Here is a 23,974-nt window from a genome sequence, read left to right as displayed (position 1 = left end):
TTAGCCGGATTTTTCGACTTATCCGATGCGAGCGGCCCGCCGTGGGCGCTGCTCGATCTGCTGTTGCTTTTTCTCGACGTGCTTCTGCTCCTGGTGCTGCTGCTCGTCGCGCTGCACCTGGCTGATGGCCGCGCCGATCTGCCGCTTCACGCCCTCGATGCCCAGCTCGCTCTTGTGCGCCAAGTCGTTGAAGTCGGTGTGCTGCTTCATCGTGGACAGCGCCGCGATCTGCGCGCCGCTCAACATCGACGCCTTGAGCTTGGCCGCCTCGTCGCCGGCCAGCTCGACCTTGCCGGCGGCGGCGTCGGCAAGGCGCTGCTCGGCGCGCAGGTGGGTCTTGAAGCTGTCGGGCGTGATGGCGGGCAAGTCGCGCGGGTAGGTGTTCTCGGCCGGCGCGAAGATCGGGAAGATCGCCTTGCCGCCCACGGCCTGGGCGGCCGCCTCGGCCTTCTCCCGGCCGGGGTTGTTGCCGTGGGTCATGACCAGGTGCCGGTCGTCGTCGCCGGCGATGATGACCGGCTTGTCCGGGAACTTGGCGTGCAGCGCCTTCGCCACGGCCTCAAGGTTGCCGCTGTCGAAGGCGGCGACCGTGGCGTGGCCCACGGCCTCGGCCACCTGGGCCGCCGTGGCGTAGCCCTCCGAGATCACCAGCGCCGGCGCGGCCGCCAGGGCGTCCATGCCGCCGACCGGGTGGAAGCATCCTTCCTTCTTCGAGTCCTTGGCGAACCGCTTAGTGCCGTCCTCCTGGATGTATTGCATCGTCCATTGCTTGCCCTCTGCGTCGAAGGCCGGGATGTAGGTCTTCTGGCCTTCGCGGTCGGTCATCACGCCGGCCTGCGCCTGGATGCCTTTGGCTTGCAGGTAGGGCGTCGGCTGCTCGATGGGCACGAGGTCGGCCATCTGCCGACCGACGCGCTGCGCGGTGGCCTCCTGGGCCTTGTCCTGCTCGACGGCTCGCTGTGCCAGCTTCTCGGCCGCCTCGGCCTGGAGCTTGGCCTTCTCCTGGTCGCTCAAGGCGTAGCCCTTGCTCTTCCAGGTAATGTCCGTGCCGGTCTTGTTGTTGATGATCCGCCCGGCCGGGTGCCCGTCCAGGTGGCCCACGTAGAAGCCATCGAGCGCGCCCTTCTTGCCGCCCTCGACCGGCACGCGGTGCCGCTTGCCATCCATGATCGGGTGATCGCCCTGGGCGTTGCTGCCGGTGAACAGGCCGGCGCTGCGCATGGCCTCGGCGAACTCTTCCCTTGGCGTCATCGCTGGCCCTTGCTGGGCCTGCACGTTCTCGGGCTTCCAGCGTTCGAGCTTCGCCGCGTCGGCGCGCGGGCCGACATACCAGGACTTCGCGGCCTTGTCCCAAAGCGCGCCGGCGGCCTTGGCCGCGTTGCGCTGCTCGTAGGGCACGGCCAGGTACTGGCGGGCCTGCTGGGCCTGCTGCGCGGGCTTCTGCGCCTCGCCCTGGGCTTCGGGTGCCGGCTGGGCCGAACGCGGCTCTACGGCCGCTGTAGCGGCTCCCTGCGCCCATTTGGCGAAGGGAGCGGCATCGGTGCCCGGCGGCACGTACCAGGACTGTTGCTGCCGATCCCAACGCGCCCCGAGGCTCTTGGCCTCGTCCTTCTCCTTGTACGGCACGTTGATGTACTGCCGTTCGGGCTTCTCGGCCTGCGGCTGCGCCTGCTGCCGCTCGCGTTCCTGGCGCTCCAGCTCGGCCGCGCGGCGCTGCGCGTCGCTGTCGTTGAGCATGGCCGACGCCTCGGCGGTCTTGCGTGCCTCTTTAGCGGCTGAAATGTCCTCTTCGGTCGCGTTGGGGTCGCGCCGTACACGCTCTTCCTGCACGCGGGCCAGCTTGGCGGCGCGCTCGTGCTGGTTGTCGGTGCCCAGCGCATCGACCAGGTGCAGGCGCTCGGCCAGAGCCTCGGCCTGGCCCTCGGTGCGGGTGCCGGCGACGAAGGCAAAGGCGTCCTCGCCGAACTGCGCATCGGCCTTGCGCGCGTAGACCTGGAACGCCTGCGGCTCGATGCCGGCCTGGGCGGCATCGACGGTCTGGCCGTCCTGCTCGGCCACGCCGACGATGCGCAGCTCTCCGCTCCAGTCGGGCGGCAGCTCAACGCCAAGGTGTTGACGGGTCGCGTCGGCGAACGCCTGGCCGTCGATCTCGCCGGCGGCGAGCTGCCGGCGCGCGGCGGCGGCCTGCTCGATGCCCTGCACCGCGTCGGCAGGATGGGCGGCCAGCAGGGCGGCCGCCTGGTCGTTGGTCGGTGGGGTCATGTTCGCCTCCTGGTCTGCGACGGCCGCTTGCTGCTGGGTCAGCGCCGGCAGGGCCATCAACTGGTCGGGCGCGTAGTTGTTCAGCTCGTCCAGGCTGCGAACCTGGTGGGGTTCACCGTCCTGGTCGTGGAACGCAAAGATGCGCTGGCCGTCGCTCCACCTGGCTTCGGCGTCGATGCTCGACACGATCTGTTCGCCGTGCTGCTGGAGCTGCTGCGCGAGGTGGAGCTGTTCGGCCATGTTGGCGAACTCTTGCGCCAAGCCCTTGCGCTCCAGGTAGGCGTTGTCGGTGTCGGTGTGGCTCGGGTCGATGCCGAACACCGGCGACAGCCGGTCATGCGCGACCGCGTAGAACTGCTCGGGATCGGTGCCGGTGATGCTGCCCACGGTTTCGAGGCCACGGCTGCGCAAGGCGTCTTCCAGGGTGTCGCCCTGGAATGCCTGGTAGTGGCTGAAAGACACGTCCGGGTTGTCCAGGACTTCGGCAATGTCCACGGCCAGGGCCTGGGCCACGGCTTCGTCCTGGGCCTGGCTCTGCTGCTGGTCTTGCTCCTGAACCTGCTTCTGCTCGAAGGCCAGCACGTAGTCGTGAATCTTCTCGGCATCGGCGGCCGCGCGGAACACCTCCAGCGGCTCGTCTTGCAGCGCCTTGATCCACGAACCCACATAGGCGGCGTGCTGGCCCGGATCGTGGCCGATGCCCAGCTCGTCGCCGACGATCATGGAAGCGATCTCGGCGCGCAGCTCTTCCTTGGCGTACCCCTCGCTCCCGAACGGGTGCGCCAGGTCGCGGTCAAGGCGCGAAGCGTGGCCCGTCCAGTGGCCCAGCTCGTGCAGCGCGGTCGCGTAGTAGCGGTCGGAGCTGGGGAACTGGCCGCGCTCCGGCAGGGTGATGCTGTCGGTCGAAGGGCGGTAGAACGCCCGATCACCGGCGGCGTGGGTGATCGTCGCGCCCGAGGCTTTCAGGATGTGCTCGGCGCGCTCGACGGCGTTCCAAGTCTGTTCCTTCTTCGGCTGGAGCGGCGGCAGGCCGTCGATCTGCTCGCCGTTGAACACGGTCGCAAAGAACACGCGCGGCCGCTCCAGCATGACGGTTTCCTTGACCGGCTGGCCCTTCGCATCGAGGACGGGCCGGCCGCTGTCGTCCAGCTTGTCTTGCTCTTCGCTGAACTTCCAGTATTGAACCGGCGTGCCTTTCTCGCCCTTGCGAACCTGCGCGCCCACGGCGGCGGCCTGCTTGTAGGTCATCCAGCGCGCATCGCTGCGGCCCTGGGCCATCAGGTGGATGGCGTTGATCCCTTTGTACCGCTTGCCGGTGGTCGGGTTCATCGGCAGGTAGGCGTTGGGTTCGCCCGGCTCCCACGGCTTTTGCCACGGTGCGGTGCCGGCCTTGAGCTGCTCGATCAGCTTTTCGGCCACGACTTCGTGAAACGGCTTCTTCGGCTCCATGTTCTCGTCCCTTCGGAATAGCTCGTTGAACTGAGGGAAGTTCTGCTGTGTCCGGGAACGGTCGCGCAGGCCCTGGGCGACCATGCACACGATGTTGTGCAGGTCGTCGGCCTGCATGGGCCGCACGCGGGCGATGCAGGTTTCCGTGAATGACTGTTGGCCGCGCTGCTGCACCTGGTCGGCGACCTGGTGCTGGCTCGGCTCGATGCCCTCGCAGTGCAGGGCAAACACTTCCTCGGCGCGCACGTCCAGGGACTGGCCGGCATAGCGCCGGTTCACGTCATCCCATAGCGGCTTGAGGGTGGGTTCGTTGCGGGCGGCCGCCAGGCCGTCCAGCAAGGCGCGCTTCTCGCCCGGCGCGAAGGTGTTGGCCCCGTAGTGGCCTAGCACCTCGTGCCGCAGCGTCATCAGTAGGTCGCTGGCGCTCTCGACGTTCTGCAAGGGCACGTCCACGCGGCCACGGTAGGCGCGGCCGGCGTGCAGCGTCTCCTTGGGCACGTAGCCGCCCTTCATGTCGGCCGGCACCTCGGCCGCTCGCGGCCCGTACAGCTCGGCCGCGTCCTCGCGGAACTTGTAGGCCAGCTCCAGCGCGCCGGGGTAGTCGCGGACGAAAGCCCGCGTCACCCCTTGCGCCTCGGCTTTCGTGATCGGCATGGGTCAGCCCTCCGACGCCTTGCGCGCGGCGGCCTGGGCAACCGTCTCGCCGGGCCGCAGGTCGTACAGCTCGCGGGCGTTCGTGGTGGTGATGAACGGCGGGATGTCGGCGCTCGGGCCTTCGTCGTCCAGGAATGCCGGCTCCAGCGCGCCATCGACTTCCACCAGGTCGTCGCCGCTCGCGGCGGCGTCCTGCTCGGACAGCGCGTCCTCCACGAACGCGCCCACGCGCTCGGCTTCGTCGGGGTCGAACTCGACCTGGAAGCCGGGCGTCAGCGCGTCGGCCATCTTCTCGCGCACGGCCTCGCGGCCGGCGGCGTCGTCGTCAACCGGCGGCAGGACGGCCAGCGGCTCGTCGTGGGCGGCGGTGTTGGTGGTGGTTTGCTCGTTCATGGTCGATCTCCTTCGCTGTGGTCATTCGGATGCCGGGCCGTTGCGGCCCTTGCTGTAGTCGGGCCGACCCTTGAGGTCGGGGTAGGTCTGCTTGCATGTGGGGAAGTTGCTGCAACCCCACCAGAATTGCCCCTTCTTCTTGCTCGGCCGGCGCGACAAGCCGCTGCCGCAGGCCATGCACTTGTGAAGGGATGACACCGGCGCGGCTTCCTTGCCGCCGGCGATGGTCACGGCTCCGCTGTTGGCCTTCGCCACCTGGTCGCGGATGAACGTCTCTTGCTTCGTGATGAAGGCGTCCAGGGCGGCCGTGCCCTGCTCGACGCCTTTCAGCATCCGCTCGTAGAGCGCGGTCAGCACCGGGCTTTTCACAACCTCGGGCAGCGCGTCGATGACGCTGCGGCCGAGGGTCGTGCTGATGATCTGCTTGCCTTTGACGGCCAGGAACTCGCGCCGCTTCAACTCGGAAATGATCGACGCGCGGGTGGCCGACGTGCCGATGCCGTCGCCCTCGCGCAGCATCTTCTTGTGCTCGGCATCGCTGACGAACTTGTGGATGTTCTCCATCGCGCGGATCAGCGTGCCCTCGGTAAAGCGCGCTGGCGGCTTCGTCTTGGCGTCCTTGCGGGTGGCGTCCGTGCAGGTCACGGCGTCGCCCTGGGCCATCGACGGCAGGGCCTGCGTGCCGCTGTCGTCGTCCTCGTCCTTCTCGCCTTCCTCGTCGGCCTGGCTGTACACGTCACGCCAGCCGTTGCGCGTGACTACCTTGCCGCTCGCGGCGAAGTTCTCGCCCGCGATCTCGACGCCCACGGTGGTCTGCATGTACTCGTGCAGCGGGTAGAACTGCGCCAGGTAGGCGCGCACGATCAGGTCGTAGATGTTGCGCTCGCGCTCGCTGAGGGCGGCCTTGCTGCCCTTCTGCATGGTCGGCACGATGCCGTGGTGCGCGGTGATCTTCGAGTCGTCCCACGTCTTGGACTTGATACGCGGATCGGCACCATCGACCAGGCCGGCCAGTTCGGGGTTGACGTGCTTGATCGCCTCCAGCACGCGCGGCGCGTCGGCGTGCTGCGACTCCGGCAGGTAGGCGCAGTCGGTGCGCGGGTACGAGGTCAGCTTGTGCGTCTCGTAGAGCGCCTGGCAGGTGTTCAGCACGTCCTCGGCGCTGTAGCCGAACTTGGCCGAGGCCAGTGCCGTAATGTCGGACAGGGCGAAGGCCAGCGGCTGGTTCTGCTTCTTGGCCTCCTGTTTGTACGCGGCGATGGTGCCCGGCTGGCCCTTGACGGCGGCCACCAGGGCGTCGGCGACGGCGGTATCGACAAGGCGGCCTTCGCTGTCCAGGCCGGCTTGATCCTCCTTCGCCTTCCATGCGGCGGCGAAGCTGCCGCCGGCGTGCTGCACCACCGCCCGGATGGTGTGGTACGGCACGGCCTTGAATGCCTCGATCTCGCGGTCGCGGGCGACCACGAGGGCCAGCGTCGGCGTCTGCACGCGGCCCACGGTCAGCAGGGCGCGCGAGCCGCCGCGCTGCGCGCGCAGCGTGTACGCGCGGCTGAGGTTCATGCCGATCAGCCAGTCGGCGCGCTGCCGCCCGCGTGCAGCGTCGGCCCAGCCTGCATAGGTGGTGTTCTCCTTCAACGCGGCCAGGCCGCGCTTGACGGAAACGGAGTCCTGCGCGCTCACCCAAAAGCGGCGCACCGGCTTGCTGTTGCGGAAGTGCTCCAGCACTTCGTCAACCAGCAACTGGCCTTCGCGGTCGGGGTCGCCGGCGTTGACGATCTCCTTGGCCTCCTTGAGCAGCTTGCCGATCACGGCGAGCTGCTTCTTCGCGTCGTCCTTGGGCTTGAGAATCCAGCTCTCGGGGATGATGGGCAGCTCATCGACGCGCCAGACCTTCTTGCCGGACTGGCCGCGCGGCACGTCATCGGGCGTGTACTCGTCGGGGTCGGCCTGTTCGAGCATGTGCCCGAAGCACCAGGTCACTTTGTCGGTGCCGCACTCGATGAAGCCGTCGCCCTTGCCGGTCGCGCCCAGCTCGCCGGCGATGGCCTTGGCGACGGACGGCTTTTCTGCGATGAAAAGGCGCATGGTGTGTCTCCCTACCAGGTGATGACCGGACGGATCACGGTCTTGATTTGCGAACGATTGATCGGGCCGAAGTAGCGGCCGTCGAAGGATGTGGCGCTCACGTCCGACATAAGCAGCACCTCGGAATTGCCGAGCGTGTAGCTGTTGGACTGATAGCGCGGCAGCGGCCGACCGGCCTTGTCGGCCTTGATCGGCGCGCTGAGGGGCAGCAGCTCGCCGTTGACGCGCACGCCGTCATCGGCGACGGCGACGGCATCGTCTTTAGCGGCTAAAACGCGCTTCATCATGTAGCCGTAGCCGCCCTGGCAGAAGCCGGCCCCGATGTAGCCCCTCTCCTTGGCGTCATCGAACACGCCGAGCTGCGGCGGGCAGAAGAGGACGTAGGCCCCCTTCTCCACCGGCGCGCTGCTCGTCCAGTACAGGCCGACCGGAATGCTCTTGGTGGTGTTCACGCGGGCACCGGCGGCATAGCCGCCGGCGGCCAGCAGCAGGGCGGCCACGCCCGCGATGACGACGCCTGCCGCGATGCGTTTCAGGATGCGGCTCATATCGTGATGCCCTCCCCTTCCGTCTCGGCCTGTGCGACGGCGCGCAGGCGGTCGCTGACCTTGGGCGCAGGGATCGCGGCGCGTGCCGAGAACACTGGGTCTTTGAAGTACAGGGGTTGCTTGCCGTAGATCGCCGGGTAGCCCGCGACGTAGATCACCATGTCGCCGGCTTCTTCGATCTCGCCCTGGGCGTTCTTCTTTGGCCCCGGCATGCGCAGGCATTCGTCGGGCGTCAGCAAGGGCCGCTGCACTTCCTGGTAAGTGCGCGACACCTGGCCCAGCATCGCCGCCGTGCGGCGGCCGCTGGTCGTGATCTGCTCCTTCACCACGGTGGTCTGCCCGGTGAGGCGGGACAGGTGTTCGGCCGTCTCGACGCGGTTGGGCGGGTAGGCGTTCTGCACGTGGCAGTTCGACGTGATGCTTTCGTCGTGGCCGTAGCCCGTCTCGCGGCTCTTGAGCTGGTTAATGTCCTGGCAGATGAGGTAGCACTTGATGCCGTAGCCGGCCACGAAGGCCAGCGACTCTTGCATGATCTCCAGCTTCCCGAGGCTCGGGAACTCGTCCAGCATCATCAAGAGCCGGTGCTTGTAGTGCGCCACCGGCCGGCCGCCCTCGAAGTCCATCTTGTCGGCCAGCAGGCGCACGATCATGTTCACCATGACGCGCACCAGCGGCCGCAGGCGGGCCTTATCGTTGGGCTGGGTGACGATGTAGAGGCTTACCGGGTCGTCCTCGTGCATCAACTGCTTGATGCGGAAGTCCGACCGGCTGACGTTGCGGGCCACCACGGGGTCGCGGTACAGGGCCAGGTACGACTTGGCCGTGGACAGCACCGATCCGGCTTCTTCCTCGGGCCGATCCATCATGTCGCGGGCCGCCGAGCCGATGGCGTGATGGTTCTGGCCGTCTACGTGCCCGTAGGTCGCCATTTCCATCCAAAGCTCGCCAATGTCCCGGTTCGGGTCGGCCAGCATCGCATCGACGGACGGCAGCGTGGCGGTGCCGCCATCGTCCTTGGCCTTGTACAGCGCGTGCAGGATCACGCCGACCAGGAGCGCGAAGGCGGTCTTCTGCCAGTGCGAGTCCAGGCCCTTGCCGTCCGGGTCAACGATCAGCGTGGCAAGGTTCTGCACGTCACCCACCTCGTATTCGGTGCCGAGGCGGATTTCGTCCAGCGGATTCCAGCAGACGCCGCCCGAGGTGCTGGCCGGCTCGAAGCGCAGCACCTTGTTCTTGGCGTGCTTCTGCCGCCAGCCGGCGGTCAAGGCCCACAACTCGCCCTTCAAGTCGGTGATGACGCTGCTCGCGCCCCACGACAGCAGCGTGGGCACCACCAGGCCGACGCCCTTGCCCGAGCGCGTGGGCGCGTAGGTCAGCACGTGCTCGGGGCCGCTGTGCCGCAGGTAGAAGAAATTGCCGTCCTTGTCCTGCCAGCCGCCCACGTACACGCCGGTAGCCGTGGGTGCGGCCTTGCCGGTGACGATCTCCAGGACGTTGCGCTCGCGTGGCAGCAGGCCGGCCGCCTGAATGTCCTTCTTCTCGGCCCAGCGGGCCGAGCCGTGCAGGTACTCGTTCGCCTTCGAGCTGTTGGACGTGACGACCTTCGCCACGGCCACGCCCAGCAGGCCCACGGTCGAAACCAGCATCCCCATGCTGCCGGCCTTCATGATCTCGTCCGGGTACTGGCTGTACCACTTGTACGTCCAGTGCAGGATCGACCAGGGCGCGTACACGTGGCCCACGTTGGGGCCGAGGGTCGCGTGATAGGCGAACGTGTGGGCGAAGAACTGCGTCGCGGCCTGGAGGCCGCCGACCATCGAGGCCGCGCCCAGCACCGGCAGCAGCTTGCTCGGCTTCGGTTTGGCGGTTCGGACTTGCGGCCCTACCGCGTTGTTCATCTTGATCTTCATCTACTCCTTCCTTTCGACGTTTTGATGGAGCCTTTCGCGGTGATCGAGACGGCATCGCCGACCGCGATGCGCGTCAAGCGCCGGGCCGTGGCCTGGTCGATGGGCATAACCATGACCTCATCACCTCGTTTCAAGAGGGCCAGCGCCTGGCCCTCGATAGTCCTGGTGCCCTGGAACGTGAGCGCACCATCACCGGCAGTATATCGGGAATGCTTCGGTATATCGAAACCTTTTAGGCGCTTTGCCTCGCGTTCGGCGATGTACTTGTCGGCGGCGGCGACGCCCGGCGGCGTCTGGCCTACTCCTGTTCCTGGCCGAGAAATTCCCCGTCGCAGTGCGTGATCTGGTTGGGTTCCTTGCTGCTCCACGTGACGAGGAACATCACGCGGCAATAGCACTTCACTTCCGCCGGCGATGCGAACCACACCGAGTTCGGACAGTGCTCGCAAACGGTGCTGGCTTTGGGGCGGCGGTTTTCTTCCAAGGCGTCCAACGTCGGGCTTCCGGTGGACGGTGGCGGCGTGAAGGCCGGCGTCGGCGCGGTCGCCTCGGCCGGCGGCTGGCCGGCCGTCGCCTGCTCGGGCGACGGCTGCGGCTCCGGTAGCGTGCTGGTCGGCAGCGGGCCGCTGTCCAGGGCCGCCAGCGCCGCGTCCAGTTCGTCCTCGATGCTCTGGTCTTTCGGTTCGCTCATGGGTGTTCTCCTTGTTCAAAAGCGCCTGCCGCCGGCTCTCAAGAGCCGGATCGGTGAAGGTGATGGGTAGCTGGGAATCGACGGCGGCGCGGATCATCTGCGCCTTGAACTCCACCGTGCCGTTGACGGTGATGCGGTTGCCGTAGCGTTGCATCGCCAGGCGCAGGGCTTCTTGCAGCCCTTCGCGCGTGGCCTCGCGGGAGACTTGCAGGCGGTCACCGTCATCGCGCACGGCGCTCATGCCGGCGCGGAAGATGATCGTCCCCTTCTTCGTGATGTTGTCCACCGCCGGCGCGTGGCCGGGCTTCGCCTGGCCCTCGCCCCGGATGGTGTTGCCCTTGAGGCCCTGGGCCGCCTCGCGGGCGCGCAGGGCGGCCAGGGCGTCGGCGCCGCCGTGCTGCGCCTCCTTCTTGAGCCAGTCGGCCCACGTGCGCCGGCGGTGCTCGGCGTAGAGGGCCGTGCGCTCCTGCTGGAACTGCTTGTTGATCGCCTGGATTTCGCTGCGCAGGGCCTTGCTCGCCTGGGCGTACAGCAGCTTCTTGTTCGCGCGGCCCTCGCCGACCACCTTAATCGTGGCGCGGCGCAGGCGGTTCGACCTCTTGGCCGCCTCGATCAGCCGATCCTTGCGATGCCGGGCGCGCTCCAGGGCCTGGGCGCGCGCCGTGGTCAAGTTCTGCTGCTCGGCCTTGTACTTCGCGTACAGCTCCACGGTGTTGACGCGAAGGCGGATGGGGTCTTTGCGGTACTGCCGCTTCGCGGTGGTTTGCGCCTGCCGTTCGGGCGAAGCCTCGAACGGGCCAAGCCGCGCCTCCAGGCTCGGCTTGGAAAGGTCGCGGGCTACTGTGCTCGCCTTCACCATCGTTCCGTCGCCGGCCTCGAACACGAGGCCATTGGCGCGGACGCGCAGCTCCATTCCGTTGTCGCGCATGACCTGGTGCAGTTCCTGCCAGGACTGCGCGCCCTTGATCTCGTCCAGGCACTCGCGCTTGACCCAGCCGACCAGGCTTTCAACGCCGGCATGCCGCTCCATGTCGGCGGCCCGGCCCTCCGCGCCGCGCTTGCGCGGCTCGTGGTTGTCGCGCTCCAGGCCGTAGTCGCGCTCCAGGGCCGTGCAGAGTTCCGCCAGCGCCCGGTGCGGGTAGTACGGCTCGTGCATCGTGTGCCGCGTCGGGTGAATCTTGTTGATGGCGATGTGGATGTGCAGGTTGTCGGTGTCGTTGTGGACGGCACTGATTCGCTGATGCTCGCCATAACCCAGCCCGACGCAGATGCGTTCCTCAATCGCGCGCAAGGTGTCGGCGCTGGGCTGCTCGCCGGCCCGGAAGCTGACGATCAGGTGGTAGGTCTTGTCGCCCTTCGCGCGGGTGTTCGTGTGCTGGGTCGCCAGCACCTCCGTGATGGCGTCCTGGATGGAACCGGCTTCGCAGTTCGTCGCCTGCACGTGGCCCAGCCGGTGGTCTTTGCTTTGGGCGTCGGTGATGTAGTTCGCCAGGCCCGCGAAGTCGCTCTTGCCAAGCGAGCGCATCGGCACGTGCTTGGCGATCATGGCCGCCCCTCCGGCTTTTTAGCCGCTAAAGAAGTCAAGGCTCGGCCCTCGGCTGAACCACGGCCTTCATGATCCGGCTCATTTCGTCCTGGGTGGCCTCGATCCGGCCCAGCAGGGCCAGGATGGTCGCCTCGCCGAACTGGAGCGTTCGCACGTCATCGGTCAGCCAGAGCTTGAGCAGGCCGCCAAGGCGGCCAAGGTCGCCGTTGACGCGCACCAGCTCGCGCACGTGCTGGTAGTCCATGACGCCCTTGATCTGGTAGCCCTGGCCCACGTCGCGCAGATAGCGCGCCACGCTGACGCCCGCCCTCTTGGCGTTCGCCTCGATCTCGTCTTTCTCTTCGGGGAACACCGGCACCCGCAGGTGCTGCCGCCGCCGGCGGCCGTGTTCCTTTTCGTCGTTCTCCATGCCTCGCCTCGTCTCTCATGCCGGCGGTAGCCGGCTGCCTCGCAGAGCAGGATGACCCGTTGAGCGCCCCCGGCGCGAATAAGGGACAGTGAAGATAGATAACCGGCTCGCCGGTTAGCTAACTTCACACATCCTGCCCGCCTTACGGCGTTAATAACACCAAGGAAAGTCTACACCAGCCATTACGATTTATCCGCAACTATCGCGCTATCAGGCCGCAAAAGCAGCAACGGATATAGCGAAACCCGCCACAATGGCCCATAATGCCGCTATCGAAGCGTGCCAATGCACGCCGATAGCGGACTTTTTGCGTTTCCGTAGCGCCGCTTAGTAGCGTTACATTTGCGATGAGAGGATTAGATGGACGAACACGATGCCAAAGACCTACCCCGAAGAGCTGGCTGAATGGGTGAAGGGACGGGAAGCCAAGAAGCCGCGCCAGGACAAGCACGTGGTCGCGTTCCTGGCCGTCAAGAGCGACGTTCAAGCGGCGCTCGATGCGGGCTATGCGATGAAAACGATCTGGGAGCACATGAAGGAAACCGGCCGGCTGCGCTGTCGGTACGAAACCTTCACCCAGCACGTGAAGCGGTACATCAAGGCCGCGCCGGTAGCTTCCCCGCCGCCTCCCGCCACTCCCCCGGACAGCCAGCCCAAGGGCGCGAAGCCCGAGCCGAAGGCCGCCCCGCCGGCCTCGGAATCCAAGAGTGAGCCGCCCAAGATCGGCGGCTTCACGTTTGATGCGACTCCAAAGAAAGAGGATTTACTGTAATGGCGAAAATTCACATGGTTCTGCAAGGCAAGGGCGGCGTCGGCAAGTCGATGATCGCGGCCACCATCGCGCAGTACAAAGCCGGCAAGGGACAGAAGCCGCTTTGCATCGACACCGATCCGGTGAACGCGACGTTCGAGGGCTACAAAGCCCTCAACGTGCGCCGGCTCAACATCATGGACGGCGACGAGATCAACACCCGGAATTTCGACGCCCTGGTCGAGATGATCGCGTCGGCCGAGGGCGACGTCATCATCGACAACGGGGCCAGCTCGTTCGTGCCGCTGTCGCACTACCTCATCAGCAACCAGGTGCCGGCGCTGCTCCAGGACATGGGCCACGAACTCGTGGTGCATACGGTCGTCACCGGCGGCCAGGCCCTGGTGGACACGGTGAGCGGCTTCGCCCAGCTCGCCAGCCAGTTCCCGGCCGAATGCCTGTTCGTGGTCTGGCTGAACCCGTATTGGGGGCCAATCGAGCACGAGGGCAAGGGGTTCGAGCAGTTGAAGGCGTACACGGCCAACAAGGGCCGTGTGTCCGCCATCATCCAGATTCCGGCGCTGAAAGAGGAAACCTACGGCCGCGACTTCGCCGAAATGCTCCAGGATCGGCGCACCTTCGATGAGGCCCTGGCCGATTCGGCGCTCACGATCATGACGCGGCAGCGGCTCAAGATCGTGAAAACCCAGCTCTTCGCCCAGCTCGAAAACGCGGCGGTGCTCTGATGGCGGCCGACGACAAGATCGAGGAGCTGATACGGGAGATCGCGGCCAAGCACGGCATCGCCGTGGGCCGCGACGATCCGATCTTGATCCTCCAGACCATCAACATGAAGCTGATGCAGGACAGCGCATCGGCCCAGCAGGAAATCTTGGACGCCTTCAAGTCGGAACTGGAGTCCATCGCCCACCGATGGGGTGATGACGCCAAGGGAAAGGCGGAAAGGACGCTCAACGCGGCGTTGGCGGCCAGCAAGGACGCCATGACGCGGGGAATGCAGGAGGGCGCGAAGGCGGCCGCCGAGGCCGTGCGGCGTGAGGTTGAGGCGGTGACGGCGCAGCTCGTCGCGCCGATCCGCGAGGCGCGGCGCGTCGCCATGATGAACATGGTCGCGGCCGGCATGGCGGTCGTGGCCGCCGGCCTGGCCCTGTGGGCCTCGCTGTAGATGGCGATGCGGGATCTCATCGTCAGAACTGGCGATGGTCGACCGCGCCGGCGGCATCGCCAGGTTCGGCGATGCTGGCCAGCTCCCGGCATCGTCGCTTGTGACGATGCTGCAGGATGATTCCGCCAGGCCCTCGGCGGGCCTCCCTCGCCAGAAATGGCGATGCTCGAGAAAAAAGCCCGGCGACCGCCGGGCTTCGTTTTTATGCGGGCCTGGCTGACAGGCCCAAGGACTGCGATCTCCCTGGCCGCTCCTGGGCCTGGGATTGCTTGCGCTCCTGCTCCTGCTTGCGCATCAGCAGCTCATGCCGGCGGGCGGCCTCGCGCATGGCATCCCAATCGGAAGCCAGCTCGGGGTTCTCGGCGCGCATCTTGCGCGTCGCCAGCTCTTCGATCTTCGGCGAGTGCAGGCCCATGCCTTCCTTGATCTCGCGGACGGCCTCCAGGCGCGCGTGAAGCGTCTGCAAGCGGGCCTGCTGCTGCGCCTGCTGGTTCTGCCAGGCTCGCTTAGAGCCGGGCAAGGAAAGCCGGCCAGGCGCGGACGCCTGGGTCTGCTGCAAGCGGGCCTGCTGCCGGTCGATCAGGTTTTCTAGCCTGTCCTCGATGTGCTCCACCTGGTCGTGCTTGGCCTGCACGTAGAGCGCCAGGGTTTCGGGGTAGGACTGCTCGACCGGGGCCGCCTCTAGGGTGGCCTGCTGCTCGATCTCGGCCGCCTGGGCGGCCTCCAGCAAGTCGGCTCCGGTGTCCTCGCGCGAAGCGCCGAAGGCGGCACCGCCGAGGGTGGCCGGCGCGCTGACGCGGGCCGGCTTGGTGGCGCGGCTCTCGGTGCCGCTGCCGGGGATGGTGAGTCGTTTCAAGGGCGTGCCTCCTTTTTAGCCGCTAAAGCTACATGGAGCGCCCCCGCGTCAGTTTCGGGGCCTCTGCGGCGACTGCCGCCTTGCCCTGGGCGTTGTAGCTGATGCTCTTTGCGCTCCCAATTTCAGGTACTTTATCGAAATCTGACCGAGCGTGCATGACAAAGTTCTTGCCGATCTGCTGGTACACGTTGGTGGCGTCGGCATGAACGATCACGCCGGCGTGGGTCTGCTTCTTGTCGGCCGCTTGGGCCGTGTACAGGTTGTAGATGCCGGGCTTCAACGCGCCCGCCTTGTCTACTTTCTGATTCGTCCAAGCGCCGTCCTTTTCGGCCTGAACGATGCGTTGACCGTTCATGACCAAGAGGCGTTCTTTCATCGGGCACTCCTATGGTTGCCGTGGTTCTCAAAAGGGTGATGGTGGCCCCATGCAAGCCGCGCTCCAACAAAAAAGCCGACCTCGGCAAAGCGAGGCCGGCTCTTCCCAGCGGCCGGGTTGTGCGTTTTGTCAGGGTTCCAGGGTAATTTTAAGGAAAACCAACCGATTTATCAGGTCTTTTTGCGTCCGCCGCTGGTCGGATCGGCCGCCCGGCCTTGCGCCATGACGGTTTCCAGGGCCTCCAGCCGGCCGCGAAGCCCGGCCGCTTCCTCGCGGGCCTGGGCAGCGTCGCGCTTCGCCTGGTCGCGCTCGCCCTGGGCGGCGGTCAGCCGCTCGGCCTGGCGGTGTGCCTCGGCCGCCATCGCCTTGCGCTGCTCCTGGTGGGCCTGCTCGGCCGCCTCGGCCTTGGCCTGCACCTTCACCAGCTCCGCGCGCACCTGGTCGCGCTCGGCGGCGGCCGCCTCGGTGGCCTTCCGCTGCTCGGCCTGAGCGGCGCGCGCCTGGTCGGTCGCCTGGTTCGCCCGCTCCAGGTCGGCACGCAGCTCGCCGGCGCGGCGCTCGATCTCGGCGGTACGGCTGTTCGCGGCCGCGAGGTCGGCCCGCAGGGCCTCCACCTGGTCGGCGCTGGCCGTGGCCCTCTCCTGGGCCTTGTCGCGCTCTGCGCGCGCCTGGCGGGCTTCCTGATGGGCGTGATCCAGCTCCGTGCGCAGCTCGCCGGCCCTGGCCTCGGCCGTGGCCGCGCGCTCGCTGGTCGCCGCGAGCTTGCCGCGCAGCTCGTCGGCCTCGCCCTTGGCGGCCGCCTCGACGGCCTCCAGGGCCGCGACGCGGGCCTTGGCCTCGTCCAGCTCGCCGGTGAGCTGGTCGGCCAGCTCTGCGGCTTCCTGGCGCGCTGCTTCCGTCTCCTGGCGCACGGCCTCCAGCGCCTCGCGCTCGGCGGCCAGGCGGTTGTTCGCCATTTCCAGCGCCACGGCCCACAAGTCGCCGCCCAGCTCGGCCAGCTTGTCGGTGATCGCCTGCGGTGCCGGCTCGCGGATCGGGGCGGCCTGGCTGGCCTTGCGTGCGCGCCACTCGTTCATCGCCTCGCTGATGGTGGTGAAGCTGCCGCTGCCGAGCTGCTTGCGCACGTTCGCCAGCGTGGGGTTCTGGCCGGCCGCGTCCAGTTCGTCGGCCACCGCAAATATCTGCTCCTTCGAGATCGCCATGTCGGGCCTCCTTTGGCCGGTTGTATGTTGTAGCGTGTAGCATACTACAACATACAACACTACGCAAGCGGTTTAGCTGAACTTTTTTTAGCGGCTAAAACGCGGGCAAAAAAAAGCCCCGCTCGATGGCGGGGCGATGGGTGGGGGTCGGTGGTCGGCGATGCCCGGCGCTGGGCGTGTCAGCCCTCCAGCAGCGCGACAAGCTGCACGGTGCCAAGGTCGGCCTCGAACTCCTGGCCGTCATCCTCGTATTTGAGCCAGGCCCAGCCCTCGGCCGGGGGCCGGCGGTTGAGGATCAGCCGTGCCGGCCGGTCGTCGTGCTTGACCTGGATGATGGCCTTCTTGAGCTTGTCGGGGTCGGCCTCCTTCGGCTCCTTCTTCCCCTTGGCGTCATCATCCTGCGGCCCCTGCTCGCCGTCGCCGGCCTCGGCGTCGGTCTTGCCGGTCAGCGCATCGACGGTGTTGGGATCACGGTCGCCGTCCTCGTGACTGCGCTTGTCCTCCAGGAACTCGCGCAGCAGCTTCACCGAGCCGCGCGTCAGCTCCTGGCTGTCGTCGGCCAGCCAGGCGGCCACCTCGTCGGGGTTCTTCTTGTAGGCCGTCACCAGCTCGTTGATGACAGTCACGTCCTTGCCCCGGCCGCTATTGAACGCCTCGGCAATGGGTTCGGGCAAGTCCAGCAGCGTGACGTGCTGCGTGACGAAGGCCGGCGACTTGCCGATCTCCTTGGCGATCTCGCCCTTCTTCTTGCCCTTCGCCAGCTCGCGGCCGATGAAGTCGACGATCTCACGCGCCGTCAGCTCATTGCGTTGCAGGTTCTCGATAACCTGGTCGGCCTCGTTGTAGTCGTTGTCGATGAAGGCCGGGATCGTGGTCTTGTGCGCCCACTTCGAGCCGCGATAGCGCCGCGCGCCGTGGTTGATGAGGTAGCGCCCCGGTGCGTCCGGGTTCTCGCGCACGCTGATGGGCGACTTCACGCCGCGCGCTTTGATCGTCTCGCCGATCTCCGCGATGCTCTCCGGCGAGAAGCCGGGGTTGTCGGCCGTGCGCGGCTGGTGCGGGTCTTCGTCGATCAGGTCAAGCGGCAGCTCCTGCGGGCCTGCGCCGCCGGCGTTGGCCGCCGGCTGCTCGTTCAGCAGGCCGGCCAGGTCGCCCAGCCCGTCCAGGCCCAGCCCGGACGATTGCGGCTTGTCCTGCTCCTTCTTCTTGGCGTTGGTCTTGGCGCTCATTGCGCGATCTCCATCTTCGTGAACACGTAATCCGCCAGCGCACGCACCTCCTGGGTGGCCTTCCGCGCGGCGGTCTTCTTGATCTTCCACACCGGCATCTGCTCGCCCAGCGCCTCGGCGATGCTGTCACGCGCGCCGATGCTGAACGGCAAGATGAGCTGCGGGTATGCCTGCTGCAACGTCGCCAGGTTGTTGACGTGGCGCGGCTTCCGCGCGTCCACCTTGTTCGGCACCATGCCGAGGAAGCGCAGCTTGGGGTTCTGCTTGCGCAGGTTGCTGATGACCGCGACCATCTTCTTCATGCCCTGCAAGCTGTACGCCTCCATTTCGATGGGCGACAGCATGTAGTCGGCCGTCAGCACGGCCGCCGTCATGGCGACGCCAAGGGAGGGGGCCGTGTCGATCAGGCACACGTCGAAGAACTCGCCCAGCGCGGCCACACTGGCCCGCAGCGCGGCGGCCGCCTGGGAAAGCTCCATCTTGTCCAGGTTCGCCAGGTTGGCGTCTGCCGCGATCAGCGCCAGGCTCTCGCCCTCGCGCTTGCCGAACCAATACCGCAGGTCATCGGTGTCGCCGGTGAACAACTGGCTGGCGAGGTAGCCCGATTGGTACGCCGACAGCGTGAACGATGCGTTGCCCTGGGTGTCCAGGTCGATCACGGCCACGCGAAGGCCGCGCTCCAGGAAGTCGAATGCCAGGTGGCAGGTGGCGAACGTCTTGCCTTGACCGCCCTTCTGAATTGCCGTGACCAGTGTTTTCATGACTTGGGTTCCTGTTTCCTCTTGGCGTCTGCTTCCCACTTCTTGACGATGAACGCTTGATGCTCCGGCAGTACCGCCGTCACTCGCTCGAAGCCCTCGGGGAGCTGTTCCCCTGCTGCTGCCCATACGCGACTGACCGCCTGCGACACCGCCCCCTTGGTCAGCCCCAGCGAAGTGACAAACTCCGCCTGGGGCCGGCCATCGACCAGCACGCCGCGCGCTATGTCGATGGTCTGCTGCCCGATCTCCAGCCCCTTGATGGCCGTCTGGAATTGGGCTTCGGTTAGCCGTTTCTTCATGGATTGCACCCATAACACTCCACACCCGGTTTGTTGAACAAATGGCGGTGCCAGCCGCCGACCATGTGCAGAAGTTTAGCTAAACCATGCGAAGCCGTCAAGCGTTTTAGCGGCTAAAAATTTGTTCGCGCCTTGTCGATGGCCGATGCCGTTGCGGCCGTCGCCCGCGCCTGTCGCCAGTGGTCGGAATCCACCGCGCACGCGCAAAGCGTGGCCCCGTCCTGGTCGTAGAACACGGCCGGCCGGCCCTCCACCTTCGCCTCGATGCGCAGCGCCTTGGCAGGCAGGCCCAGCCCGTCCGCGATGACGGCCAGGGTGGCGCGCTGCAAGGCCAACTCTTCCCCCTTGGCGTCAATGAGCTGTGCCGCATGGGCGGCACTCAGGAAGAACGTCATCAGCGGGCCTACGGTGCGCGTGCCGCCGCTGGCAAAGCACACGTCGAAGGAACCGCCGCCCACGTGCGGATCGACGCCCTCCACGAGACGCCAGGGGTCAAGGCCCCATTCTTCGGATTGCGCGCTGTACCAGTAGGCCGGCGCGTCGCCGTTCAAGTCGCTGTCCGCGTACTCGCGCACCAGGACGGCCACGCGGCCAGTGGTCGGCTCCACGAAGCCAGGCGGGTAGGGGAGGGTCTGCTTTGCCATGTCAAAGCCCTTTCGGTTTGTAGATCGAAACGAAGTAGGTGATCGCGGTCAGTGCCGCGAAGTACGCCAGGAACGACCAGCCGGCATACACGCCAGGCGTGTTCCAGTGGTAGAGCATCCGCACGAACTGGAAGAAGGTGATGATCGCCAGCACCCACTTGAGCACCGGCCAGACCAGCACGGTCGCCACCCATACGAACTTGACCAGGCCGGCCACCAGGCCCCGGCCTTCGGCCTTGGGTGCGGCAGGCGCAGCAGCGGGCGCGGCAGGCTGCACCGGCTCGGGAGCCGGCGGCTTGCTCGCCCTGGGGAACTTGACGATGTTGGACATGGCTTGACCCTCCACGCGGTTACGTGTTGAATGCTGGATGCTCCCACTCGGAAGCATGGTTACGGTGTGCCAGCACCAGGCCAAGCGCCCCGGATCACTCCGGGGCGTTCCTCCACCTGGGGCCGTCGAACGTGTGGAATGCCGTCATTGCAGCGTCGCTCCGCTCATGCGTCGCACGGCCGCCGCCAGCAGCATTTCCGTCAGCTCGTTATCTTCCTCCGGCGTGATGCAGCCGCCGCAGATGCTGCCGAACTTCTCGCGGGCATCATCGGCGCCGATGATGGTGTGGCTCAAGGTTCGGATGCTCTTGCCGCAGCGCCGGCAGCACGTCTCGATGATCTCGATCTTGCCTTTGCTCATGGGACTGTTTCCTCTTGGCGTTCCGTTGATGACCCGGCCGAAGCCGGGCCGCCTTCCCTTACCAGCCGACGCTGCGCTTGGCCTGCTCGACCGCTTGGCTCGACCATTCGCCCTTGGCACTGGCCTCCAGGCTCAAGGCGGCGAAATAGGCTTTGCCGCGCAGCTCTTCCGCCTGCTTCACCAGCTCGGCCGCCTCGGCCATCGTGGCCTCGATCTGGTCGCGGCGGGCTTGGAAGTCGGTGGCTTCCACATTCGGCAGGGCGTCAACCCAAGGCATGATCTTGTTCTTGCTCATCGGAACCTCTCCGGTAATCGACCTGGGCGGAATGCCCGGCCTTCAAGTGCTATATTAGGACAAAATGTCCTAGCCTGTCAAGCACTTTAGCTAAACTATTTTCGCTTTACCGTAGTCCGATGCCTAGCACTTTAGCCGCTAAAGCCTCTTTCCCTGGCGTCAAGCCTCTTTCCAGATCAGCCCGAGGCCGGCGTAGTCGCACAGCAGCGCCCACGCGGCATAAGGGATCGGCGTGTCCTCGCCCACCCATCGCCGGATCGTCCGGTCGCCCTTCGGGCCGAGGCCCAGCACCTTCGCGGCTTTGCCGCCGGTGAGGCCCGCCAGGCGCAGCACCTCGCGCACCTCTTCGCCGCTCGGCTGCGCCCACCGCTCGGCCGGCTTCAAGCACTCCAGCCGGATATTGGCGTCGTTCGTCATTCGTTTCTTCTCCTGGTCACGTGATAAGCCGCAGTTGGTCGAATCCGTAGATCGACTGAATGCAGCTCGGGTCTGAATCCACCACACGGCGGCCCCGCGCGGTTGGTCTTGTATGTCACCGGCCGGTCGTCATGCGCCCACACCTGGCGGGTGTCTGGATGCACCTTCACGATGATGACGCGCTTGCCGATCTCCTTGGCGAACACCGGATGGTGGACGCTCACGATCTCGCACCGTTGGCCTGGTGCGGGCGTGAACTCCACCAGGTCGGCCGGGCCTGCATCGCCATTCCTGGCGGTGCTGCAGGATGCTTCGCCTGCGCCCGGCATCGTCGCTTCTGGCGATACAGGCCCAGCCTCGGCCTTGCAATCGTCAGCTTTGGCGGTGCTGCAGCGCATCGCCGTTTCCGCCGATGCGGGATCTCGCTCGCGGCCCCCGGCCTTTCCCTTGGCGTTCGACCTGGCGGCCCTGGCCGCCTTGACCTTGCCCGCCGCCTCGGCCGCCCAGCGCCGCGCGATGAACGCCTTGTGCGCCGGCAGCACCACATCGACCAAGACGAAGCCCGGCGGGATCGTCACGGTCGCCGGCTCGCGCCGCGCCGGCGGCACCAGGCCGGCCAGCCAATCGGGCAGGGGAGCGTCGGCCAAGCGGTCGCGGTAGTTGGCCTCGATCAACACCGGCCGCTTCTTCTCGGCCAGCATGGCCGTCAGGATGCCGCGCGCAACCTCGTCCACGGTCATGCAGCCCCGCGCCGTGTCGAAGTGCGAGCGATAGCCCGTCGCCGAGATAAACGGCCTGTCCAGGTCAACCGCGTGGAACTGAAAATGCGCGTTGAGCGGCCCGCCATAACCGGCCTCGTACTCCACCAGGGCGCGCACGTCGCCCGCCACGGCCAGGAACTGGCCGCGCTGGCCCCACAAGGGCACGTCCCCCGGCACCGCAGCGCAATGCCGCTCGATGACGCGGCCGGCGGCCTCGTCGTCGGCCATGCACCCGAAGTTCGTGCCGCCGTTCAGCTTCCAGATGATCGCCTCGTATCGGTCGCCGGCCAGCTCGGCCGCCGCCCCGTCGCCGCGCATGACAGCCGCGTCGATCTCCACCACGGCCGCAACGGCCGCAGCCAGCAGGCCGTCACGGTCTGCCGGCAGCTCGGCCAGCAGCTCGGCCGCCGGCGCGCTCCAGTCCTGGCCCGCCTGGGCCGGTTGCTTTGTTTGCTTCGCCATCGCTTGACGTGCTCCTGGTGCAGCCCCGGCCGGAGCCGGGGCCGCCCCTCATCAGTCAATAGCCCGGTAGATCGCAGCGGCCTCGGGGTGGCCGGCCGCGAAGCCGCGCAGGAAGTGATAGCGGTCGATCAGGGCGTCGGCCGCGTCCGTGCCGGCGATCTCGGCCGCGAGCTGGCCGAGCGCGAACAGGGTTGCGACAATGCCGGCGGCGTCGGCCGACAGTTCGCCCCGGAAGCCGTTGCCGTCTACCTCGATCTCCAGGCGCTCGGCCAGGTCGGGGGCCAGGTAGAAACCGCCGTCCGACAGGGTGTAGTAGTGCCAATACGCGCCGTTGTAGCGTTCGCAGAGCCGGCGCAGCCAGGCGTACACAAGGGCCTCGCCGCGCATCATCAGGCGCGGGCCGAAGTAGGTAGGCAAGAAGTCGAGGCGCTGGGCCTCGGCGACCAGGGAAGCGGTGACGGGTTGGTCTTGGGTGTTCATCGGAACTCTCCGGTAGTTGACCTGGGCGACATGCCCGGCCTTCAAGACGTATATTAGGACAAAATGTCCTAACCTGTCAAGCACTTTAGCTAAACTTTAGCCGCTAAACTGGACTTCGTCCCCTTGGAGTGATAGGATTGAATCCTATTGAACCGAATGGAGGCCGCCATGCGAACCACCCAGCAACTGAGCATCACCCTGCCGAACGACATGGCCGACGTGGTGAAAACGAAGGTCAAGACCGGGGAGTACGCGAGCGAAAGCGAGGTCATCCGCGACGGCCTGCGTGCGCTACTCGCGCGTGATCGCGCCGTCGAGTCCTGGCTTCACAACCAGGTCGGCCCGGCGTATGACGCCCTGAAAGCCGATCCCTCCCGAGCCGTCACCGCCGACCAGGTGCGCGCCCGCCTGGCCGCCGAGCATGCGAAGGCGCAATGAGCTACGCGGTCGTCTTCTCGCCCGAGGCCGAAGAGCAGCTTGCCGAGCTGTACCGCTACATCGCGGCGGCGGCGTCGCCTGACGTTGCCGCTCGCTACACCGAGGCAATCGTCACCTATTGCGAAAGCCTGCGCACGTTTCCACTGCGCGGCACCATGCGCGACGATGTGCGGCCCGGCCTGCGCATCACGAACTACCGCAAGCGCGCCGTGATCGCCTTCGATGTGGCCGGCGATCTGGTTTCCATCATCGGCGTGTTCTACGGCGGGCAGGACTACGAGTCGATCCTGCACGACGACGCGGACGACTGAATTCCCCCGCTTCTTGACACTTGAGGGGCGCAATCACGCCCTGGGCCTGGCAGGCCGACCCCTCCCTTGGCGTTCAACCTTGCGGCCTTCGAGCTGGAGCCATCTTCCGACTTGGCGACGGCGCAGGAGTCACCGCGGCCTTGACAGTTGGGGAGTCCAGAGGGGGCCTTGGCCCCCTTTGGAAGAGCACGAACTTCTGCCAGGCGCTTGCGCCTGGCTATGGTCAGCCGTAGCGCCGTAGGCGCTCCATTCTTGGGGTGAAGGCCGTAGGCCGAGGGGCAACGCCCCTGGGGGGATGGGAGGCCGCTTTAGCGGCCGGGTGGGATCGAGAAGGGGGGGCACCCCCCTTCGGCGGCCGATTATTCTGCGGGGCACCTTGGGCCGGTTTGCCGCTTTTTTCGACACCCGGTTATAACAACTAGGTTTAATATAAAGGTTATGAAGGGTTAAAAGCCGGTTAGCTTGACCGGAAAACGCGCGCAAGCCGTTGATACGCCAAGGAAAAGGCTCGAAGGGCCGCCCCTCAAGTGTCAATGGATAAGCCCCTCAAGGGTCAATAGTCTGCCCGTCAAGTGTCAAGGATCGCGCCCCTCATCTGTCAGCACCCCCGCCCCTCAAGTGTCAGTACGGCAAGGGCCTTGCCAACAGGCTTATCCACAACTTCTGTGGATAAAGCCAGCCCGATCAAGCACATAGGCCGCCTCGACGGCCTCCGGCGCGGCTCCAGCCGGCCGATTTCGAGGCCGGCCCCTCATCTGTCAGCATCGCGCCGGGGTGCGCTGCCCCCCAAGTGTCAAGAAACGCCCCTCAACTGTCACCAGCCGGCGTTTTGTCCCCAAACGATCCACAAGGCCGACCAGGCAGCGCC

The 23,974-nt window shown here is 66.6% G+C and carries 24 protein-coding genes and 1 pseudogene; 5 read left to right on the top strand and 20 right to left on the bottom strand.

Translation table 11 applies throughout. From position 1 onward, the window contains the following. Positions 1-18: 18 nt before the first annotated feature. From IG194_RS32425 to traJ, 7 genes are read right to left on the bottom strand one after another with little or no spacing between them, the layout of a single operon-like run. On the bottom strand, positions 19-4,365 hold the full coding sequence (locus IG194_RS32425) for a zincin-like metallopeptidase domain-containing protein (protein WP_011117147.1): 4,347 nt from the start codon (positions 4,363-4,365) through the stop codon (positions 19-21). Positions 4,366-4,368: 3 nt separating this feature from the next. Next, the gene (locus tag IG194_RS32420; RefSeq protein ID WP_006122510.1) at positions 4,369-4,758 is read right to left on the bottom strand and encodes a protein TraD; all 390 of its coding nucleotides are present in this window, start codon (positions 4,756-4,758) and stop codon (positions 4,369-4,371) included. Between the two features lie 21 nt (positions 4,759-4,779). Next, positions 4,780-6,843, bottom strand: a complete 2,064-nt coding sequence (locus tag IG194_RS32415) for a DNA topoisomerase III (RefSeq protein ID WP_011114056.1) — start codon at positions 6,841-6,843, stop codon at positions 4,780-4,782. An 11-nt stretch (positions 6,844-6,854) separates the two neighbouring features. After that, positions 6,855-7,391, bottom strand: coding sequence for a conjugative transfer signal peptidase TraF (traF, locus tag IG194_RS32410; RefSeq protein ID WP_006122512.1), 537 nt, complete (start codon positions 7,389-7,391; stop codon positions 6,855-6,857). Then, complete coding sequence (locus IG194_RS32405; protein ID WP_000694765.1) at positions 7,388-9,301, bottom strand: type IV secretory system conjugative DNA transfer family protein; 1,914 nt, start codon at positions 9,299-9,301, stop codon at positions 7,388-7,390. The genes traF and IG194_RS32405 overlap by 4 nt, the downstream gene beginning before the upstream one ends. Then, positions 9,298-11,538, bottom strand: a complete 2,241-nt coding sequence (gene traI / locus IG194_RS32400) for a TraI/MobA(P) family conjugative relaxase (RefSeq protein ID WP_011117146.1) — start codon at positions 11,536-11,538, stop codon at positions 9,298-9,300. Before traI ends, IG194_RS32405 begins: the two co-directional genes overlap by 4 nt. A 34-nt stretch (positions 11,539-11,572) precedes the next feature. Then, the gene (gene traJ / locus IG194_RS32395) at positions 11,573-11,947 is read right to left on the bottom strand and encodes a conjugal transfer transcriptional regulator TraJ (protein WP_000426567.1); all 375 of its coding nucleotides are present in this window, start codon (positions 11,945-11,947) and stop codon (positions 11,573-11,575) included. Positions 11,948-12,320: 373 nt separating this feature from the next. Here traJ and IG194_RS32390 point away from each other — a divergent pair, with 373 nt between their 5' ends. From IG194_RS32390 to IG194_RS32380, 3 genes are read left to right on the top strand one after another with little or no spacing between them, the layout of a single operon-like run. Beyond that, positions 12,321-12,719 (top strand): TraK family protein, encoded by a 399-nt coding sequence (locus IG194_RS32390; protein ID WP_001127128.1) that lies wholly within the window; start codon positions 12,321-12,323, stop codon positions 12,717-12,719. Continuing rightward, positions 12,719-13,444, top strand: coding sequence for an ArsA-related P-loop ATPase (locus tag IG194_RS32385; RefSeq protein ID WP_001062597.1), 726 nt, complete (start codon positions 12,719-12,721; stop codon positions 13,442-13,444). Before IG194_RS32390 ends, IG194_RS32385 begins: the two co-directional genes overlap by 1 nt. Further along, positions 13,444-13,884: a conjugal transfer protein TraM gene (locus IG194_RS32380; protein WP_000718516.1), complete on the top strand. Its 441-nt coding sequence runs from the start codon at positions 13,444-13,446 to the stop codon at positions 13,882-13,884. Before IG194_RS32385 ends, IG194_RS32380 begins: the two co-directional genes overlap by 1 nt. A gap of 202 nt (positions 13,885-14,086) precedes the next feature. Here IG194_RS32380 and kfrC read toward each other — a convergent pair whose 3' ends face one another. The 13 genes and pseudogenes from kfrC to IG194_RS32315 all read right to left on the bottom strand — a co-directional run bounded on the left by kfrC (position 14,087) and on the right by IG194_RS32315 (position 22,357). Then, positions 14,087-14,740 (bottom strand): IncP plasmid survival protein KfrC, encoded by a 654-nt coding sequence (gene kfrC, locus IG194_RS32375; RefSeq protein WP_000826922.1) that lies wholly within the window; start codon positions 14,738-14,740, stop codon positions 14,087-14,089. 28 nt (positions 14,741-14,768) lie between these two features. Continuing rightward, complete coding sequence (gene kfrB, locus IG194_RS32370; RefSeq protein WP_000664557.1) at positions 14,769-15,116, bottom strand: IncP plasmid survival protein KfrB; 348 nt, start codon at positions 15,114-15,116, stop codon at positions 14,769-14,771. A gap of 170 nt (positions 15,117-15,286) precedes the next feature. Next, positions 15,287-16,318, bottom strand: a complete 1,032-nt coding sequence (locus IG194_RS32365) for a DNA-binding protein (RefSeq protein WP_011117145.1) — start codon at positions 16,316-16,318, stop codon at positions 15,287-15,289. A 179-nt stretch (positions 16,319-16,497) separates the two neighbouring features. Continuing rightward, positions 16,498-17,547, bottom strand: a complete 1,050-nt coding sequence (locus IG194_RS32360; protein WP_011117144.1) for a transcriptional repressor gene korB — start codon at positions 17,545-17,547, stop codon at positions 16,498-16,500. Next, positions 17,544-18,308: a ParA family protein gene (locus IG194_RS32355; RefSeq protein ID WP_000855329.1), complete on the bottom strand. Its 765-nt coding sequence runs from the start codon at positions 18,306-18,308 to the stop codon at positions 17,544-17,546. Before IG194_RS32355 ends, IG194_RS32360 begins: the two co-directional genes overlap by 4 nt. Next, positions 18,305-18,607, bottom strand: a complete 303-nt coding sequence (locus IG194_RS32350) for a transcriptional regulator KorA (protein ID WP_010890110.1) — start codon at positions 18,605-18,607, stop codon at positions 18,305-18,307. Before IG194_RS32350 ends, IG194_RS32355 begins: the two co-directional genes overlap by 4 nt. A 113-nt stretch (positions 18,608-18,720) precedes the next feature. Further along, a complete protein-coding gene (locus IG194_RS32345) occupies positions 18,721-19,251 on the bottom strand; it encodes a DUF2761 domain-containing protein (RefSeq protein ID WP_011117143.1) in 531 nt (176 codons plus the stop codon). A 1-nt stretch (position 19,252) separates the two neighbouring features. Next, a complete protein-coding gene (gene kleE, locus IG194_RS32340) occupies positions 19,253-19,582 on the bottom strand; it encodes a KleE stable inheritance protein (RefSeq protein WP_010890113.1) in 330 nt (109 codons plus the stop codon). A 144-nt stretch (positions 19,583-19,726) separates the two neighbouring features. After that, positions 19,727-19,942, bottom strand: a complete 216-nt coding sequence (locus IG194_RS32335) for a DUF2688 domain-containing protein (RefSeq protein ID WP_010890114.1) — start codon at positions 19,940-19,942, stop codon at positions 19,727-19,729. A 58-nt stretch (positions 19,943-20,000) separates the two neighbouring features. Next, positions 20,001-20,237, bottom strand: coding sequence for a stable inheritance protein KleA (gene kleA / locus IG194_RS32330; protein ID WP_000041932.1), 237 nt, complete (start codon positions 20,235-20,237; stop codon positions 20,001-20,003). Between the two features lie 159 nt (positions 20,238-20,396). Beyond that, the gene (korC, locus tag IG194_RS32325) at positions 20,397-20,654 is read right to left on the bottom strand and encodes a transcriptional repressor KorC (protein WP_011117141.1); all 258 of its coding nucleotides are present in this window, start codon (positions 20,652-20,654) and stop codon (positions 20,397-20,399) included. A 16-nt stretch (positions 20,655-20,670) separates the two neighbouring features. Then, positions 20,671-21,877: pseudogene (locus tag IG194_RS32320) on the bottom strand (klcB). 51 nt (positions 21,878-21,928) lie between these two features. Further along, complete coding sequence (locus IG194_RS32315; protein WP_001095942.1) at positions 21,929-22,357, bottom strand: antirestriction protein; 429 nt, start codon at positions 22,355-22,357, stop codon at positions 21,929-21,931. A 168-nt stretch (positions 22,358-22,525) separates the two neighbouring features. Between IG194_RS32315 and IG194_RS32310 the strand changes: the two genes are divergently transcribed. Together IG194_RS32310 and IG194_RS32305 are read left to right on the top strand one after the other, a co-directional pair. After that, on the top strand, positions 22,526-22,795 hold the full coding sequence (locus tag IG194_RS32310) for a type II toxin-antitoxin system ParD family antitoxin (RefSeq protein ID WP_001260984.1): 270 nt from the start codon (positions 22,526-22,528) through the stop codon (positions 22,793-22,795). Continuing rightward, positions 22,792-23,106 (top strand): type II toxin-antitoxin system RelE/ParE family toxin, encoded by a 315-nt coding sequence (locus IG194_RS32305; RefSeq protein ID WP_011117139.1) that lies wholly within the window; start codon positions 22,792-22,794, stop codon positions 23,104-23,106. Before IG194_RS32310 ends, IG194_RS32305 begins: the two co-directional genes overlap by 4 nt. Positions 23,107-23,974: the final 868 nt, after the last annotated feature.

The organism is Pseudomonas sp. ADPe (genome assembly GCF_014843515.1).
Lineage (GTDB): Bacteria > Pseudomonadota > Gammaproteobacteria > Pseudomonadales > Pseudomonadaceae > Pseudomonas > Pseudomonas citronellolis.
This window is presented reverse-complemented; position numbering and strand designations above follow the sequence as displayed.